General features: G+C 71.5%; 15 protein-coding genes. 6 read left to right on the forward strand and 9 right to left on the reverse strand.

All coding sequences use genetic code 11. The annotated features are described in order from the left end of the window. Positions 1 to 407: helix-turn-helix transcriptional regulator (locus E1289_RS20965; RefSeq protein WP_243713003.1), on the forward strand; the 407-nt coding region annotated here is incomplete at its 5' end. Next, on the forward strand, positions 404 to 1,219 hold the full coding sequence (locus E1289_RS20970) for a zinc ribbon domain-containing protein (protein WP_131982703.1): 816 nt from the start codon (positions 404 to 406) through the stop codon (positions 1,217 to 1,219). The genes E1289_RS20965 and E1289_RS20970, both read left to right, overlap by 4 nt. Positions 1,220 to 1,641: 422 nt before the next feature. On the opposite strand, the gene E1289_RS20975 is transcribed toward E1289_RS20970, so the two are convergent. From E1289_RS20975 to E1289_RS20995, 5 genes are all read right to left on the reverse strand, one after another. Further along, on the reverse strand, positions 1,642 to 2,574 hold the full coding sequence (locus E1289_RS20975) for an ankyrin repeat domain-containing protein (protein ID WP_131982705.1): 933 nt from the start codon (positions 2,572 to 2,574) through the stop codon (positions 1,642 to 1,644). 170 nt (positions 2,575 to 2,744) lie between these two features. After that, complete coding sequence (locus tag E1289_RS20980; RefSeq protein ID WP_131982707.1) at positions 2,745 to 3,257, reverse strand: hypothetical protein; 513 nt, start codon at positions 3,255 to 3,257, stop codon at positions 2,745 to 2,747. Next, on the reverse strand, positions 3,248 to 4,600 hold the full coding sequence (locus E1289_RS20985; RefSeq protein ID WP_207929067.1) for a hypothetical protein: 1,353 nt from the start codon (positions 4,598 to 4,600) through the stop codon (positions 3,248 to 3,250). Before E1289_RS20985 ends, E1289_RS20980 begins: the two co-directional genes overlap by 10 nt. Next, a complete protein-coding gene (locus E1289_RS20990; RefSeq protein WP_131982709.1) occupies positions 4,597 to 4,926 on the reverse strand; it encodes a helix-turn-helix transcriptional regulator in 330 nt (109 codons plus the stop codon). The genes E1289_RS20985 and E1289_RS20990 overlap by 4 nt, the downstream gene beginning before the upstream one ends. After that, a complete protein-coding gene (locus tag E1289_RS20995; protein WP_243713005.1) occupies positions 4,923 to 6,065 on the reverse strand; it encodes a site-specific integrase in 1,143 nt (380 codons plus the stop codon). Before E1289_RS20995 ends, E1289_RS20990 begins: the two co-directional genes overlap by 4 nt. 200 nt (positions 6,066 to 6,265) lie before the next feature. On the opposite strand from E1289_RS20995, the gene E1289_RS21000 reads away from it, so the two are divergent. Continuing rightward, a complete protein-coding gene (locus tag E1289_RS21000) occupies positions 6,266 to 7,180 on the forward strand; it encodes an IS982 family transposase (protein ID WP_131982713.1) in 915 nt (304 codons plus the stop codon). Positions 7,181 to 7,290: 110 nt separating this feature from the next. After that, the gene (locus E1289_RS21005; RefSeq protein ID WP_131982715.1) at positions 7,291 to 8,217 is read left to right on the forward strand and encodes an LLM class F420-dependent oxidoreductase; all 927 of its coding nucleotides are present in this window, start codon (positions 7,291 to 7,293) and stop codon (positions 8,215 to 8,217) included. Between the two features lie 55 nt (positions 8,218 to 8,272). On the opposite strand, the gene E1289_RS21010 is transcribed toward E1289_RS21005, so the two are convergent. Next, complete coding sequence (locus E1289_RS21010) at positions 8,273 to 9,079, reverse strand: TIGR02452 family protein (protein ID WP_243713007.1); 807 nt, start codon at positions 9,077 to 9,079, stop codon at positions 8,273 to 8,275. Between the two features lie 128 nt (positions 9,080 to 9,207). On the opposite strand from E1289_RS21010, the gene E1289_RS21015 reads away from it, so the two are divergent. Further along, positions 9,208 to 10,617, forward strand: a complete 1,410-nt coding sequence (locus E1289_RS21015) for a 3' terminal RNA ribose 2'-O-methyltransferase Hen1 (protein ID WP_131982719.1) — start codon at positions 9,208 to 9,210, stop codon at positions 10,615 to 10,617. Beyond that, positions 10,614 to 13,166, forward strand: a complete 2,553-nt coding sequence (locus E1289_RS21020; RefSeq protein WP_131982721.1) for a polynucleotide kinase-phosphatase — start codon at positions 10,614 to 10,616, stop codon at positions 13,164 to 13,166. Before E1289_RS21015 ends, E1289_RS21020 begins: the two co-directional genes overlap by 4 nt. A 118-nt stretch (positions 13,167 to 13,284) precedes the next feature. Here E1289_RS21020 and E1289_RS21025 read toward each other — a convergent pair whose 3' ends face one another. The 3 genes from E1289_RS21025 to E1289_RS21035 form a co-directional block, all read right to left on the reverse strand. Beyond that, positions 13,285 to 13,560, reverse strand: coding sequence for a zf-TFIIB domain-containing protein (locus tag E1289_RS21025; protein ID WP_131982723.1), 276 nt, complete (start codon positions 13,558 to 13,560; stop codon positions 13,285 to 13,287). 67 nt (positions 13,561 to 13,627) lie between these two features. Further along, positions 13,628 to 14,557, reverse strand: a complete 930-nt coding sequence (locus E1289_RS21030; RefSeq protein ID WP_243713012.1) for an aminoglycoside phosphotransferase family protein — start codon at positions 14,555 to 14,557, stop codon at positions 13,628 to 13,630. 35 nt (positions 14,558 to 14,592) lie between these two features. Continuing rightward, positions 14,593 to 16,254: an AMP-binding protein gene (locus E1289_RS21035; protein WP_243713014.1), complete on the reverse strand. Its 1,662-nt coding sequence runs from the start codon at positions 16,252 to 16,254 to the stop codon at positions 14,593 to 14,595. Between the last annotated feature and the right edge of the window lie 154 nt (positions 16,255 to 16,408).

Consider the following 16,408-nt stretch of genomic DNA (forward strand, 5'->3'; position numbering starts at 1 on the left):
GTTGCGGGGCTGCTGCTGGCGGTGCGCAACGGTGGGAGGCGGGCGCGGTGAGCCGGGGGCCGCGGATGACGATGCAGACCCAGATGGTGCTGCGCCAGGCGCTGCTGGAGCCGGGCCGCGAGTGGTACGGGCTGGAGATGGTGCAGGCGACCGAACTGCCCACCGGGACGGTGTACCCGATCATCACCCGGCTGGAGCAGGCCGGGTGGATCAGCTCCCGCTGGGAGGACCCCGACGAGCAGCGCGACGCCGACGCCCTCGGCCGTCCCCGTCGCCGCTACTACCAGCTCACCCAGGACGGTGCCGAGAACGCCCGGCTCGCCCTGGCCAAGGCCCACGCCAGCCGTGCCACCGCCCCCAAGCCCTGGGACGCCCTGCGTCCGCACGCCCCCGGAGCCAGCTCATGACCCGTCCCGCATCCCCCGCTCACCTCGGCTACGGCTCCTGCCCGTCGTGCGGTCATCCGGACCGTTTCCGCGACCAGCTCTGCGTCGCCTGCGGGACCGACCTGGACGAGGCACGCGCCCAACGCGACGCGCTGCAGGCCGCGTACACCTACCTCGCCACCCACGTGTGCCCCGCCGCGATCGCCACGCACCACGCAGCACGCGCTGCGGATGCGGTGGATGCGGCGGATGCGGCGGCGCGCGCTGCGGACGCGGCGGACGCGTTGGGCGCGTCGGAGGATGCGGCGGGCGTGGTGGGCGCGTCGAGTTACGCGGCGGACGCGGTGCGGGCGGCGGCGGACGCGGTGGACGCGGTGCGGGCGGCGGTGCACGCGGACGCGGCGGGCGTGGTGTACGCGGCGGACGCGGCGGACGCGGTGGACGCGGTGCGGGCGGCGGTGCACGCGGACGCGGCGGACGTGGTGTACGCGGCGGGCGCGGCGGGCGCGGTGCGGACGGCGGCAGATGCGGCGGTGCAGGCTCTGCTAGAGGCCGAGCGGATCTTAAGCGCGCTGGCTGGCGACCGGCCACAGCTTGGCGCGAGGACCGGTGCGGCGCGGCCACCGGGAGCGGTGACGCGGCGGCTGCTGGCCGCTGGATGCACGCTGCTGCCCGCCGGCGACCGGGCCCGCTACAGCGAGGAATGGCTGAGCCTGCTCACTGAGCTGCCCACCCGCCGGGCGCGGGCCGCGCACGTACGGTCCATCCTGTACGGCACACCCCGCCAAGCCTGGACACTGCGCCGCCCCCTCAAACACACCCCACCCGCATGACTCACGCCTCATCGAGAAATCTGGGCCGGAGCGAGAACGGGCGCGAGGAGCGAGGACGACCGGCACCCTGCTGAATTTGACTGTGTCGTATTCAGCTTGTGAACCCATCTCCTTCGGGGCGCGGAGGAGCGGTCTCCGGCAGGTTCCCGATACCGAGGTTCCTGTCGGGCTGCCTGGAGGAGTCCAGTTCTGACGCAGAGGTAGCCATGATCGGAGATGTCTGCGGCCCTGCGTGCATGACCACTCAGGGACTCAGCGGCGATTCTCACAGGTTCGTCTGCGATGAGCTGGACTTCGACACAGAGGACCGGTGCCCTGTCGTATTCAACCGTGTCGTATTCGGTCGGCGGGTCGGGTGTCGTCTTCTTTCCCGCGGCCGACGGTGGATTGTGGCGTGTTGGTCGCGGTCGGGCGGGGCCTGGTTAGTGCCACCAGTCGCGGTCGGGAAGTTCGAGCCACATGTCGAATGGGCCGGTGATCGACCGTGTGTCGGTCGGTCGCAGCCCTGCATAGGCGAAGCAGAACGCCACGGCCTTGTGGAGGTAGAGGTAGGCGAGAAGGACCTCATCGGCCGTGTGGTTGGCACCGGCCCATCCTCCGGGATGCAGGTCCCACCCTTCCAAGACGCCGTCTCGGCCGATGCTTCCCTGGTTTCCGCTCTTGGGGTTGGCGTACATGGCGTAGCACACCGTTCCTGCCGAAAGGGCCTTGGTCATGCCGGGCATCGATGCCCCGTAGGCCCACGGTTGGACGATGACGCACCCACCCGGCACGTCGGTCGCACCGACGATGGACTTATCGGCGTCATCGAAGAGGCCGTCCTCCTCGTCCTGCGTCGGTGCTTGGACGATCGGGGCCTGCAGACGCCGGGCGGCCTCGGCCGCGGTGATGCCAGCGACACAGGCCAGGCTGGAACCGTCGTGATCGAGGTCGCCCAATGCCTGGATCAGGCGGGGGGCTTCTGCGGCCGCTGCAGCTTCGGCGGCCGAAAGTTCGGCGCGGGCCGGTGCGAACAGGTCCGGGTGCGGGCCGGCCAGGGAGAGCCGACCGGGAGACCAACCGGCCATCACGGGACGCCACGGGGCGGCACCGGCTTCGACCAGAGCGCGGGCGTTGTCGGGACGGTTCTCGAAAACGGCCCTCCACAGGGCGCTCTGGCCCAGGTGTTGGGCGTCCACGTCCCTGACGTGCCTGGCCAGCTCCGCGACAACCTCCTGCGTGCCGCTCTCCGCGGCGAAATCCAACGGGCGCTGGTATCCGAATATGACGACGTCCGGATCGGCACCCGCTTCGAGACGTGCACGGACTTGCGCGAGGTCGTCCCAACGGACGTTCGCCCATTCATTAGTGTCCATAGGCCGCCGATTGTGGCGCAGAGGTCCGACATCCTGCGCTGGACCGGCAGCCTGTCGTATTCGAGTGTGTCGTGTTCGGGTTGGCGTGCCGCGGGGCGTCGTCGCTGGGCGGTCGGCGGTGGGGTCCGCGTCGGTCGAAGCCGGGAACGCGGGCGCTGCGGGGGGTAGAGCTATTCCTCAGCGGGGTGTGAGGGGCGGCGCAGGCCTTTGCCGCACAGGTCAGTTTGTTTGAGCACGTGGAGCGGCAGGTAGGGCGCTGACCAGATCTGGAAGAGATAGACCTCTTGTGAACGCGGGTCGCATCCGTCGTATGCGGTGTCGCGGCCGCGAGCGTGTGCGCGGACCCGGTAAAGCCCTGGTCCTGCAGGAGTGAGTACCGGCAGGTCCGGCGGATCTTCCGTGAGACAGCGCACCATGAGTGCGCCTTCCTCCACCTGCATGCTGGCCTCGGCGACTTCCTCCCAGTCCGCATCGTCCAAGGGCGGCTCGTGGTCGTGGATCTCGATGTGCACCGCGACGTTGCCGTTGGCGATTCCGGTGTGCACGATGACCGCTTCACCGGTGGGAGAGATGAGCTGTCCGGCCTCCTCGGGCACGAAATCCTGGTGCTCCGGCTCCATGAGGAAGAACTGGTGGTAATCGATGCGGGTCCACGCCGGACCGTGGCGGGTGATCAAGGCCATCTAGCTGTCCCTTCGCGGGTGGTCGGGTAGCGGTTCCAGGTTCCGCCGGCGGCGGTGCGGTGCTTGGTGGCGGTGTTGTGGTGGTAGCCGAGTGCTTGGGCGACGACGGGCGCGGGGGCTTGGAGGACGAGCTGCTGGAAGGCGGCGGTGCGGGTCTGAGTGGTCGGTAGTCCGAGTGCGCGTAGCTGCTGCAGGAAGGCGCCCGGGGAGAGCGGTTGTCCGGCGCGGCCGCCGGGGAACAGCCAGTCGCTGTCGGGGTTGGCGGCGGTGTTCATGTTGGCGCGGTCGGCGACGAGTGTGGTGAGCATCGTGGCGAACGGTTCAGGCACCGGGGTGGGTGGGTCGCCGAGCCGAAGCGACACCCGTCCGTGGTGTTGGAGGACGTCCCGGATCGTCAGTCGGGCGAGCCGGCTGACGGGTTGGGCATAGAGCAGCACGAGGCAGGCAGCGACGCGGGTTCGCAGGAGGATGTCCTCGTCGGTGAGGAAGCGTCTCAGCAGGGCCAGGCGGCGGTCCTGGCTGATCGGAGCGCGGTCGTTGCGGGCGGGGGCGGGCAGTTGCAGGCGCGGCATGTGGCGGCCGTCCATCGCCCAGTTGAGGAAGGCGTCGAGTCGCTTGGGATCGCGGTGTCGGGCGTGCCAGAGGTCGACGTCGGTCTGGGTGGTCTGGTCGAGGCGGCGGCCGCGGTCGTCGAGCCAGGTGAGGAAGACCGCGGCGATGTTGAAGCGTCCGGCGGCGGTATTGCGTGAGCCGCTGGTGAGCGGTTCGCGCGCGGCCTTGGCGCGGAGTTTGGGGAAGAGTCGCCAGGTGGTGAACTGGCGGAGGAGTTGGGCGTGCTCGGGGTCGTCGATCTGGGTGAGCCGCTGTCGATACCAGCGTTCGAACAGCATGATCTGACGGTCGATCCTGGGGAGCGCGCCGGCGTCCATGAGCAGGTCGCGCAGGTGTGCGGCGGTGCGCCAGCTCTCCAGCTCGTGCAGGCCCTCGTGGGTGAGCGGGATCGTGCCGTCGGCCAGGCCGCGCAGATACTCCGGGACGCGCGGGTTGTTGCGGATCCAGACCAGGCCGCGGACGGGGTTGGGCATGGTGACCAGGTTGAGCCAGAGCCGGGTGAGCTTGGGGTGCGGGAGGCCGCTGCCGTCGTCGAGGAGCTCGCGGACGACCTCGTCGAGTTCGTGGCGGTCGTAGGTCCACTGGAGCGCGTGCTGGCGCTCCCATTCCAGGAAGGCGTCGTCGCTGGCGAGGGCTTGGGCGGAGGGCACTGCCAGCGACATGGCGAGCGCGTCCTCGTAGTCCAGGTCGCCGCCGGGCGCGGGCGGAGCCGGCGAGGGGGCGACGCTCATTTCTCGGGGCGGATCCGGGCTCGGGTGGGCCGCATGCCGGCCAGGTCGACGACCGGACCGCCGTCGCCGGTGGCGGTCTTGCGGACGACGTTCTCGGCGGTGGTGACGATCAGGTCGGCGGGGGTGAGGTCGAAGATGTCGCAGAGCGCGGCCAGCACCGGCAGCGACAGCCGCTCAGGGGTCCCGGTGACCAGGCGGTGGACCTGGGAGGACGACAGGTTGATACCGCGGTCGACCAGGTGCGGGATCAGGTCGTTGACGCGGAACATGCCGTGCTGGGCCATGATCTCGCGGAGCCGCCAGGTGTAGCCGACGTTGCGCTTCATCGCGTCCCTGCCTTTCCGGCCGCCCGGCCCGCCGAGGGAGCCAGGGCGGCGCTGATCGTCGCGTCCAAGGCGTTGCGCAGGGTGCGGACCCGGAAGTTCGAGGACACGCAGGTGTAGATCGACGTCGTTGACGCATGCTCGTGGCCGGCCTGCTGCTGGACGAAGAACGGGTCCCAGCCGTCTTCGATCAGGTGGGTGATGTAGGAGCGGCGCAGCGAGTGGAAGTCCAGGCCGCCGGTCAGGCCGAGGGCGTCGCGGTAGGTGGCGAAGCGGTGGTCGATCGGCGCGAGGCTGAGGCGGTCGGAACGCTCGGTCGGCCAGAGCGCGGGGCTGTCGTCGCGGCCGAGCAGGGGCCGAACGTGGTCGGTCCACTCGACCAGGACGTCCACCGCCCAGTCGAAGACGGTGAGCACGCTGCGCGGCTTGGGCGGTGAGCCCTTGAGCGCCTTGCCGTAGCGGATGTAGCAGACGCCGTGCTCGCCGAACTCGGCCGCGTGTGCGTTGCGGCCGAAGTCGGCGACGTCCAGCATCCGGACCTCATTGCGGCGCAGCCCGTAGGCGTAGGCGACCTTGAACAGCGCGGCGTCGCGGAAGGCGGGCAGCCAGCCCTTGCGGCCGGCCCCGCGGATCCGGGCGACCTGCTCGTCGGCGTGGTCGAAGAACGCCTGCAGCTCGTCGCGGGTGAACGCGCGGCGGGTCGGGTCTCCCTCGGCGTCCTGGACGTGGACGGCGGCGTTCCACTCGTGCACCACCTGGACCGGGTGGGTGCCGAAGTGCAGCTCGCACTCGGCGGGCCAGCCGTAGGCCGGATCGGTGATGTAGGAGCAGAACAGCTTCACCGCGAGCTGGTAGCTGCGCAGCGTCGAGGCGCGCAGGTTCCGGACGGCGCGCAGGTCGGTCATCCAGTCGTCGACCATCTGCGGTGTCCAGTCCCACGGGAACGCGTCGGCGTGCTCGGTGAACGCGCGGACCATCCGTTGCCGCGACTCGACGGTGGAGAACGCCAGGCGGCGCGCGAGCTGCTGATTGCGCCAGCCGTCGAGCATCCCGGCGAAGGCTTGCTCGTCGGGTCGCAGCAGCGCGATCCCGTCGACCAGGTGCAGCTTGGCCGAGCCCGGCGCAAGTCCGTCAGCGCCCACGGCACCCCTCCCGACGCCATCCCGTTGGATGCGAAAAAATCGCATCTGATGCGAACGGTAGTGAAGCACCCTGGCCAGGCGCGTGGGGCGGGTTTGGTGAACTCGATCAGCCGCGTACCCGCGGTTCCGCAGGCCCTACTAGATGATTGATTCCAAGGGATCGTCTGCGGACATGAAGCGAGGGTGTCCAAGATCGTTGTGTGACGAACAACCTGAACACCCTCGCGACCGCACTCTATGTGAAGATCGACGACTGGCTGAAGGCGTTCCCGGAGTTGGTGCCGTGGCGTCCCCGGGTGGGGATCGCACCCAAGCTCGGCGACGCCGAACTGGTGACGCTGGCGGTGATGTCGGTGCTGCTGGGCTTCACCTCCGAGCGGCGGTGGCTGCGTCATGCGCGCAGCGAGTTGTCGGGGATGTTCCCCTACCTGCCCGGGCAGCCGGGGTACAACAAGCGGCTGCGTGCCGCTTCGGGCCTGGTCGTACACATAATCCAGGTGCTGGGCCGGGACACCTCGCTGTGGAGTGATGATGTGTGGGTGGTCGATTCGACACCGGTGGAGTGCGGCCGGTCCCGGGAGACCGCGCGCCGTTCGCAACTGGCCGGCTGGGCCGAGTACGGATACTGCGCCTCGCATTCGAGGTTCTTCTGGGGGCTGCGGCTGCACCTGCTGTGCACGCTGGGCGGCCTGCCGGTCGCGTTCGCGTTGACCGGGGCCAAGGCCGACGAGCGCACCACCTTGCTGGACATGCTGGACACCGATCCCGATCTGGCCGCCCGCCACCCCGGGCAGACGATCATCGGTGACCGCCATTACTACGGCCGCGCATTCGAGCACGCCCTGGCCGAGGGCGACCTGCGCCTGCTGCGCCCAGCCCGCAAAGGCGAACCGCCACGGACGGCGACCCAGCTGTTCAAGCCGCTGCGACAGACCATCGAGTCGATCAACCAGACCTTCAAAGGCCAGTTGGACCTGGAACGACACGGCGGCCGGACCGAAGCCGGCGTCATCGTCCGGGTGGCCAGCCGGGTTCTGGCCCTCACCGCGGCGATCTGGCACAACGACACCACCGGCCAGCCGGTCGCCCGCTCCCTGACCGCCTACGATCACTGACCGCAACAACAGCCCTTGGAATCAATCATCTAGTTGGCGTACGCCAACTGTGTCGTGTTCGCACCTGATGCAATACGACACAGAATCCGTGCGGGTAGCAAGATGGGACCATGAGACTTCGGATCTTCACCGAGCCCCAGCAGGGGGCGAGTTACGAGACCCAGCTCGCGGTCGCCAAGGCGACGGAGGACCTCGGCTTCGACGCGTTCTTCCGCTCGGACCACTTCGTCAAGATGGGCGACGTCTCGGGCGAGCCCGGCCCGACCGACTCCTGGATCACCCTGGGCGCGATCGCCCGGGAGACCAGCCGCATCAGGCTCGGCACGCTGGTGACGGCCGCGACGTTCCGCCACCCGGGACCGCTGGCGATCGCCGTCGCGCAGGTGGACCAGATGAGCGGCGGACGGGTCGACCTCGGCATCGGGACGGGCTGGTTCGAGCAGGAGCACACCGCCTACGGCATTCCCTTCCCGAGCCTGGGGGAGCGGTTCGAGCGGCTGGAGGAGCAGGTCCGGATCCTCAACGGGCTGTGGAGGACGCCCGCCGGGGAGACGTTCGCGTTCAGCGGCGAGCACTACACGCTCGTCGAGTCGCCGGCGCTGCCCAAGCCCGCCCAGGCGGGCGGCCCGCCGATCATCCTCGGCGGGTTCGGCGCGAAGCGGACGCCGCGGCTGGCCGCCCGCTACGCCGACGAGTACAACGTCCCGTTCAAGCGGGTGGGGGAGACCGGCGAGGCGTTCGACCGGGTCCGCGCGGCGTGCGCCGACGCCGGGCGGGCCAGGCCGCCGGTCTGCTCCGCCGCGCAGGTCGTCTGCTGCGGCCGGGACGAGGCCGAGCTGCGGCGCCGCGCCGACGCCATCGGGCGGGACGTGCCGGAGCTGCGCGAGAACGGCCTCGCGGGCACGCCCGGCGAGCTGGTCGACAAGATCGGCCGGCTCGGCGAGCTCGGCGCCGAGCGCATCTACCTGCAGCTCCTCGACATGCACGACCTCGACCACCTGGAGCTGCTGGCCTCCGAGGTCCTCGCGAAGGTCTGACGCGGGTGCGGGCCCGCGGCGGTAACGTCCCGCCGCGGGCCGCCGCGCTCCGCCGCTAGGCGAACACGTGCTGGAACGCCGCGTGCCTGGGGGCGCCCTCGGCGGTGTCCCAGACCGCGAAGACGACGTGCTCGAAGCGGCCGGCGAACCGCCCGCCCGGACGCAGCTGCTCGGCGAACACCTCGGCCACCTCCGCCGGGTCGTTGCGGAAGACCCCGCAGCCCCAGGCGCCCAGGACCAGCCGCCCATGGCCGTTGGCCAGCGCGACGGCGAGGAGCTTGCGTGCGCGCAGGCTCAGCACGTCCGGTATGCGCGCCGCCTGCGCGGCGTCGCGGATCGCCCCGCGGTTGGGCGCGGGGGACGTCAGGAACGCGACCTCGTACGGCTCCTCCAGCAGCCGCCCCGCGTCGTCGCGGAACACCGGTACGTGCGGCGAGTAGATCATGTGGTCGCTGTAGAGGAGGTCGCGCTGGGCGCGGTGGAAGTCGTAGTACTCCCTGGCCGAGCGCAGCGACTCGTACAGGCCGGACGAGCGGGCCAGCCCTTCCTCCTGGGCGTGCGCACCGTTCAGGAACCCGCCGCCCGGGTTCTTCGCGGACGCGAAGTTGAGCGCGAACGGGACCGTTCCCGGTGCGCGGAGCCGGTGCGCCGCGGCGAGGGTGGTCTCGCCGGTGACCTCGATCCGCGTGTCCGTCCCTGGGGCGGCGGGGAGGCGCTCCAGGAGGTCGTCCAGCTCGTCCGGCCGGTACAGGACGGTGCCCTGCACGGCTCGCGCCAGGCTCTCGGCGATCGACACGGTGCGTCCGGAGGGCGCCGGGTAGTCGCCGCGTTCAAGGATGGCCACGGTCTCCTGCGCGGTCATCCGACGGGGATGTCTGCTCATATCGCTACAAAGTGTCTCGGCGCCTGGAATGGCGCCGCAAACCGTTTTCGTAATGATCCGCCGGAAAACGGATGGGGAGATCCGGCGCGGTCCGCCAGACTCGGGGGGTGCTACTGACGATCAACACCCGGATGAGCCGGGCGACGGACCTGGGGTTCCTCCTGCACAAGCACCCCGACCGGGTGCAGCGGTTCGAGCAGTCCTTCGGCACGGCGCACGTCTTCTACCCCGACGCGGACGACGGGCAGTGCACGGCGGCACTGCTGCTGGACGTCGATCCGGTCAAGCTCGTGCGCACGCGCGGAAGAGGCACCCCGGACTTCTCCCTCGGCCAGTACGTGAACGACCGCCCGTACGCGGCTTCGTCGCTGCTGGCGTCCGCGATGGCGAACGTGTTCCGCACTGCCATGCGCGGCCGATGTGACCCGCGCCCCGAACTGGCGGAGACACCGATCCCGCTGGAGATCGTCCTGCCGGCCCTTCCGTGCCGCGGCGGGGCCGCGCAGGCCGGGCGGTTCTTCGGGCCGCTGGGATGGGAGGTGTCGGCCGTGCCCGTCCCGCTCGATCCGGAGTTCGCCGAGTGGGGCGACTCCCGGTACGTGACGCTCACGCTCACCGGGACGCTGCGCCTTGCCGACGCGCTGAACCAGCTGTACGTGCTGCTGCCCGTCCTGGACGACGCCAAGCACTACTGGATGGCCCCCGACGAGGTGGACAAACTCATCCGGGCGGGGGAGGGCTGGCTGGCCTCCCACCCCGACCGCGCGGCCATCACCCGCCGCTACCTCGCCAACCGGCGCGGTCTGGTGCGCACCGCGCTGGGGCGCCTCGCCGACGCCGAGGACGCGACCGAGGAGGCCCTCGACCCCGCCGAGGTGGAGGAGGAGCCGCCGCCGGAGGCGGACGAGAAGTCCGTCTCGCTGGCCGAACACCGTCTCCAAGCGGTCGTGCAAGCGCTGCGCGACGAGAACGCCCGGCGCGTCATCGACCTTGGGTGCGGCTCCGGGAAACTGATCTCCCGGCTGGCGAAGGACGACTTCTTCAGTGAGATCTCCGGCGCCGACGTCTCGCACCGGGCGCTGAGCCACGCGTGGCGGCGGCTCGGCTGGGACAAGCGGCCGCGCCGCGAGAACGACCGTGTCACGGACGTCTTCCAGGGCGCGCTCACCTATGCCGACGCGCGGTTCCGCGGCTACGAGGCGGCCGTGCTGATGGAGGTCGTCGAGCACATCGACCCGCCGCGCCTCGGCGCGGTGGAGCGGGTCGTGTTCGGGCACGCCTCGCCCCGCGTGGTGGTGGTGACGACCCCGAACGCCGAGTACAACGTCCGGTACGAGGGGCTCGCGCACGGGGCGATGCGTCACCCCGACCACCGGTTCGAGTGGACGCGGGCCGAGTTCCGCGCGTGGGCCGACCGCGTCGCCGCCGCGCACGGCTACCGCGTCCGCCATGTTCCCGTCGGCGCCGGCGACCCCGAGGTCGGCGCGCCGACGCAGCTGGGGGTGTTCACCCGATGACCGAGATCCGCGTTCCCGACATGGGGCTCGTCGTGCTGGTCGGCGTGACCGGCTCGGGCAAGTCGCACTTCGCGCGCAGGCACTTCAAGCCCACGCAGGTGGTGTCCTCCGACTACTGCCGCGGTGTCGTGTCGGACGACGAGAACGACCAGTCCGCGACCGGGGACGCGTTCGACCTGCTGCACTACATCGTGGCCAAGCGGCTGCGGCGCGGCCTGCTCACCGTCGTCGACGCGACCAACGTGCAGAGCAAGGCGCGGCAGTCGCTGCTCCAGATCGCCAAGGACCACGACGTCCGGGCGGTCGCGATCGTGCTGGACGTCCCCGAGGGCGTCGCCGCGGAACGCAACGCCGCCCGCCCGGACCGGGACATGCCCGCCCACGTCATCCCGCGGCAGCGGCGCGAGCTGCGGCGCGGGATGCGGACGCTGGAGCGCGAGTTCCGCCGCGTCCACGTGCTGCGCGGCGTCGCGGAGATCGACGCCGCGACCGTCGCCTACGAGAAGGCGTGGAACGACCGGCGCGAGCTGACCGGCCCGTTCGACATCGTCGGCGACGTCCACGGCTGCCGCGCGGAGCTGGAGGACCTGCTCACCGGCCTCGGCTACGAGATCGAGCGGGACGCGGCGGGACGCGCCGCCGGGGCGAACCACCCCGGCGGGCGGACCGCGGTGTTCGTGGGGGACCTCGTCGACCGCGGACCCGACTCGCCGGGCGTGCTGCGCCTCGTCATGGGCATGGTCGCCGCCGGCGCCGCGCTCTGCGTCTCCGGCAACCACGAGGCGAAGCTCGTGCGCGCCCTCCGCGGACGCAAGGTGCGCCGCACGCACGGGCTCGCCGAGTCGATGGAGCAGCTCTCCGCCGAGGCGGAGGACTTCCGCGACGGCGCGCTGCGCTTCATGGACGGGCTGATCAGCCACTACGTCCTGGACGGCGGACGCCTCGTCGTGGCCCACGCCGGGCTGAAGGAGGCGTACCACGGTCGTGCGTCCGGACGGGTCCGGTCGTTCGCGCTCTATGGCGAGACCACAGGGGAGACCGACGAGTACGGGCTGCCCGTCCGGTACCCGTGGGCGCGTGACTACCGGGGCAAGGCCATGGTCGTGTACGGGCACACGCCCGTCCCAGAAGCGGAATGGGTCAACAACACGATCTGCCTGGACACCGGCGTGGTGTTCGGCGGGAAGCTGACCGCGCTGCGCTATCCCGAGCGGGAGTTGGTGTCCGTCCCCGCGCGGAAGGTCTGGTACGAGCCGGTGCGCCCGCTGGACGCCCCGGCCGGGGCCGGCATCAACCACCGGGAGAACGACGTCCTCAACATCGAGGACGTGCTCGGCAACCAGGGGGTCGAGACCCGGCTGATGGGCCGCGTCGCCGTCCGCGAGGAGAACGCGCTGGCCGCGCTGGAGGTGATGAGCCGCTTCGCCGTGGACCCGCGCTGGCTCGTCTACCTGCCGCCCACCATGGCGCCCGCCGCCACGTCGTCGCTGCCCGGATACCTGGAGCACCCGGCCGAGGCCCTCGCCGCGTACCGGGACAGCGGCGTCGTCCGAGTGGTGTGCGAGGAGAAGCACATGGGTTCGCGGGCCGTGGCCGTCGTGTGCCGCGACGCGTCGGTGGCCGCCCGCCGGTTCGGCGTGCCGGACGGGACGACCGGCGCCCTGTACACCCGCACGGGCCGCTCCTTCTTCCGCGACCCGTCCCGGACGGCGGAGGTGCTGGACCGGCTCCGCGCGGCGATCGGCGCCGCCGGCCTCTGGGACGAGCTGGACACCGGATGGCTCGTCATCGACGCCGAGCTGATGCCGTGGTCGGCCAAGGCCATGGACCTCATCCGCACGCAGTACGCGGCGACCGGCGCCGCGGCCCGCGCGGCCCTGCCGATGGCGTCCGGTGTCCTCGCGCGCGCGGACGGACGCGGCCTCGACCTCGGGGACCTCCGCGAGCGCATCGACCGGCGCGCCGCGAACGCGGCACGCTTCCGCGACGCCTACGCGCGGTACTGCTGGCCGGTGGACGGCCTGAACGGGCTGCGCCTCGCGCCGTTCCAGATCCTCGCGGGGGAGGGCCGCTCCTGGGCCGCCGAGCGCGACCACGGGTGGCACATGGCCGTGGCGGAGCGGCTGGCGGACAACGACCCGAGCGGGCTCGTGCGGCGGACGGCCTCGATGACCGCCGACCTGCACTCGGCCGAGTCCGAGGCCGCCGTCACCGGCTGGTGGGAGAAGCTCACCGCCGGCGGCGGCGAAGGCATGGTCGTCAAGCCGCTGGGCCCGCTCCCGGAGGACCGGCGGGTCCAGCCCGGCGTCAAGTGCCGCGGCCCGGAGTACCTGCGCATCATCTACGGCCCGGACTACGCCGAGCCCGCGAACCTCGAACGGCTGCGGGGCAGGTCGCTCGGCCGCAAGCGGTCGCTGGCGATGCGGGAGCACGCGCTCGGCGTCGAGGCGCTCGACCGGCTCACCGGCGGTGAACCCCTGTGGCGGGTCCACCAGGCCGTCTTCGCCGTCCTCGCGCTGGAATCCGAGCCCGTCGACCCGCGCCTCTGAGGACCCGGACCTCCGGAAGGACTCAACGCATACGGCCCGCCGCCTGGGGACTCCCGAGGGGGCGGGCCGCGCAGGGCCGTTGCCCGGCCGGCTCAGCGAAGCGGCTCAGAAAAGCGGCTCAGGTCGAGAAGAGCATGTGGAACACGCCCGGCTGACGGCGGTGGCCATGGTGCCCCCCGTGGTGATGGTGGTGCACCGCCGGAGTGGGGGCGCCCGCGCCCCATCCCGGTGCCGCGGCGGGCGGCGGCGCCGCCCGGTACTGCGACTCCATCTGGGCCAGGGCCTCGAGCTCGCCGTAGTCGAGGAAGATCCCCCGGCAGCTGTCACATTGTTCGATGTGGACGCCGCTGCGGGTGTAGGTCCGCATCACGCCACGACACTTTGGGCAGTGCATCGCCTTGTCATCCTTCCGGTATGGATCCCCAGGTAGAGGCTAAATGTAGGGCAGGTTTCGCGCCACGTCATGCCGTGTCCCCCGCCGCGGATATTCTCGCGCAGGCGTCGACCACCGCCTGCTCCGCTTCGTCGAGCGGCCGATCTTCCCTTCTGGCGGATATGACGCACGTGGCGGCTATCTGGATCGCAAGACTTCGCGCCGGTATGTCCAGATTCCCCCATGGATCGCCGCAGGCCGGCACGGCCGGGCCGCCCGCCGCCTGGTACGCGCCCAGGAAACGGCTCCAGTCCTCCGGCGGCAGGACGCCCGCGGAGTAGAGCGCCGCGGGCCGGGCCAGGTCCCAGGCGGGGTCGCCTCTGCCGAGGTCCTCGATGTCGATGAGCCGCCACCGCCCGTCCGCGGCGCGGACCATCTGGCCGAGATGCCAGTCCCCGTGGATGAGGCGTTCCGCCGTACCGGGCGGCTCCGCGCACTCCCCGCGTATCCAGGCGGGGAGGGTCGCGAACGCCCGGCGCACCGCGTCCTCGGCGGGCCCGTCGCCCAGCCGCGAGACCAGGCGCGCCACGCGGGCGGGACGTCCCCAGGACGGCGCGCCGGACGGAACCGCCGCCGAGTGAAGCACCGCCAGGAGGCGTGCCCCCGCCTCCCAGGGGAGGTCTCCCCGCGGGTCCACCGGCTCACCGAACGGGGAGACCGTGACCGTCCGGCCGTCCACGCTCAGCGGACGCCCCAGCGGCCCGATCACGACGCGCGGCAGGGTGCCCGCCAGCCGTATCCGCTCCAGGAAGCGCGGCCCGTGGTCGCGGTCGGCCTGGTGCGCCTTCACCACCACGTCCCCGACGCGGACCACCAGCACACCGTGCCGGTCGTACAGCGTCACCCCCTCCGCGGCCGCCCCCTCGGCGGGAGGCGGGGACGGTGCGGCGCCGGCCGCGCCGCGCCCGATCTCGACGAGCCGGGCGAACAGCTCCGGCTGGACGGTCTGGATGTGCACCCGCCCAGTAAACACCCGGCGCGGGCGGCGCCCGGCTACGTCGCCTGCGCGGAGGAGCCGAGGCTCTCGTCGCGGAGCCGCTGCCGGACGACCTTGCCGACGAGGCTGCGGGGCAGATCCGTGCGCGGGCGGAACTCGTCCGGCACCTTGTAGTGCGACAGGTAGCGCTTGCAGTGCCGCCGCAGCTCGTCCGCCGAGAACGGGTAGGCGGGGTGCTCCACCACGTACGCGATGATGCGCTCCCCGCGCCGGGGGTCCGGCACGCTGACGACGGCGCAGTCGTGGACGGCGGGATGGCGCCGCAGGACCTTCTCCACCTCGCTCGGGGAGACCGTGAACCCGCTGACCTTGATCATGTCGCGCAGGCGTTCCAGGATGGTGATGAAACCCTGCTCGTCCATCACGGCGATGTCACCCGTGCGCAGCCAGCCCTTCGAGAGGGCCTGCGCGGTCGCGAGCGGCGCGTTCCAGTAGCCGACGAACACCTGCGGCCCCCGCACGACGAGTTCACCGGGCTCGCCGGGCGGCAGGACCTTCGTCGGCTCCTCCGGGTCGACGATGACGACGTCGGTCATGGGCAGCGGCAGGCCGACGGTCAGGTTCCGGGCCCGGCCGTCCAGCGGGTTGCCGGCGACGGCCGGGGACGCCTCGGTGAGCCCGTAGCAGTTGATCAGCCCGCGGGCGCCCAGCCGGCCGAGCCGGTCGATGGTGCCCTGCCCCAGCCCCATCGCGCCCGAGATGTAGACGCGCAGGGACTGCAGGTCGGACGGCTGGAAGCGCGGGCTGTCCAGGACCTTCTCGTACAGGGTCGGGACGCCGGGGAAGATCGTCGGCCGGTACCTGCGGATCGCGGTGAGCACCCGGTCGCCGTCGTAGCGGGGGAGCAGCACCACCGCCCCGCCCGTCATCATCGGCGCGACGAGGCAGCTCATCAGCCCGAACGAGTGGAACAGCGGCAGCACCGCCAGCGTCACGTCCGCGCCGGGCCGTCCGCCGACGTCCCACGCGTGCTGCTGGCAGGCGTTGGCGATGAGGTTGCGGTGCGTCAGCATCGCGCCCTTGGGGCGCCCCTCCGTCCCGCCGGTGTACTGGATGGCCGCCAGGTGCCGGGACGGTTCGAGCGGCAGCTGGGTCACCCGCCGCCCGGGGGCCCGCTGCAGCTCCTTGAACGGGACGACGTGCGGGTCCGGGGGGACGTCCGCGGTGATGGCCGCGCGCCGCCGCTGCATCTGCACCAGCGGCAGCCGCAGCGCGATCTTCCGGGACGCGGGGAGGTAGTCGATCAGCGACGTCACCACGACGTGTTCGAGCGGCAGCCTGGACTCGACGGCCTTCACCGTCGCGTAGGAACGATCCAGCACGACGGCGACCCGCGCGCCGCAGTCCGCGAGCTGATGCAGCATCTCCTCCTCGGTGTACAGCGGGTTGTGCTGCACCACGATCGCGCCGCGGCGGAGGACGCCGAAGAACGCGATGACCTGCTGCGGGCAGTTCGGGAGGATCAGCGCGACCCGGTCGCCGGGCTGGACACCGAGCCGGTGGAGGCCGTCGGCGAACCTGTCCACGGCCTCGCGCAGGTCCCGGTAGCAGATCTCCCGGCCGAAGAAGATCAGCGCCGGCCGGCGCGGATACCGTTCCGCGGCATCGTCGAGCAGTTGCGTGACCGGGATGTCGGGGATGTGGAGATCGCCGGGCACACCGGGCTGATACGACCGCCGCCACGGAGCAGAACGTTGTGACGAGTGCCACATAGAATACGATTCAATCATCAATCGGGCGTCCGCGCCGCCGCTTCAAGATCTTTAGGTTCGCCCTGCCCCCGCGGCGTACCGCGGGGCCGGGGCGGGACCC

The sequence above is a fragment of the Actinomadura sp. 6K520 genome (assembly GCF_004349245.1).
Lineage (GTDB): Bacteria > Actinomycetota > Actinomycetes > Streptosporangiales > Streptosporangiaceae > Spirillospora.

What these genes read in the sequence shown, in the direction of transcription:
- E1289_RS21005 (WP_131982715.1), top strand. Translation starts at nt 7,291, where the DNA reads ATGAGACTTCGGATCTTCACCGAGCCCCAGCAGGGGGCGAGTTACGAG.
- E1289_RS20980 (WP_131982707.1), bottom strand. Translation starts at nt 3,257, where the DNA reads ATGGCCTTGATCACCCGCCACGGTCCGGCGTGGACCCGCATCGATTAC.
- E1289_RS20985 (WP_207929067.1), bottom strand. Translation starts at nt 4,600, where the DNA reads ATGAGCGTCGCCCCCTCGCCGGCTCCGCCCGCGCCCGGCGGCGACCTG.
- E1289_RS20990 (WP_131982709.1), bottom strand. Translation starts at nt 4,926, where the DNA reads ATGAAGCGCAACGTCGGCTACACCTGGCGGCTCCGCGAGATCATGGCC.
- E1289_RS20970 (WP_131982703.1), top strand. Translation starts at nt 404, where the DNA reads ATGACCCGTCCCGCATCCCCCGCTCACCTCGGCTACGGCTCCTGCCCG.
- E1289_RS21025 (WP_131982723.1), bottom strand. Translation starts at nt 13,560, where the DNA reads ATGCACTGCCCAAAGTGTCGTGGCGTGATGCGGACCTACACCCGCAGC.
- E1289_RS21020 (WP_131982721.1), top strand. Translation starts at nt 10,614, where the DNA reads ATGACCGAGATCCGCGTTCCCGACATGGGGCTCGTCGTGCTGGTCGGC.
- E1289_RS21010 (WP_243713007.1), bottom strand. Translation starts at nt 9,079, where the DNA reads ATGACCGCGCAGGAGACCGTGGCCATCCTTGAACGCGGCGACTACCCG.
- E1289_RS20975 (WP_131982705.1), bottom strand. Translation starts at nt 2,574, where the DNA reads ATGGACACTAATGAATGGGCGAACGTCCGTTGGGACGACCTCGCGCAA.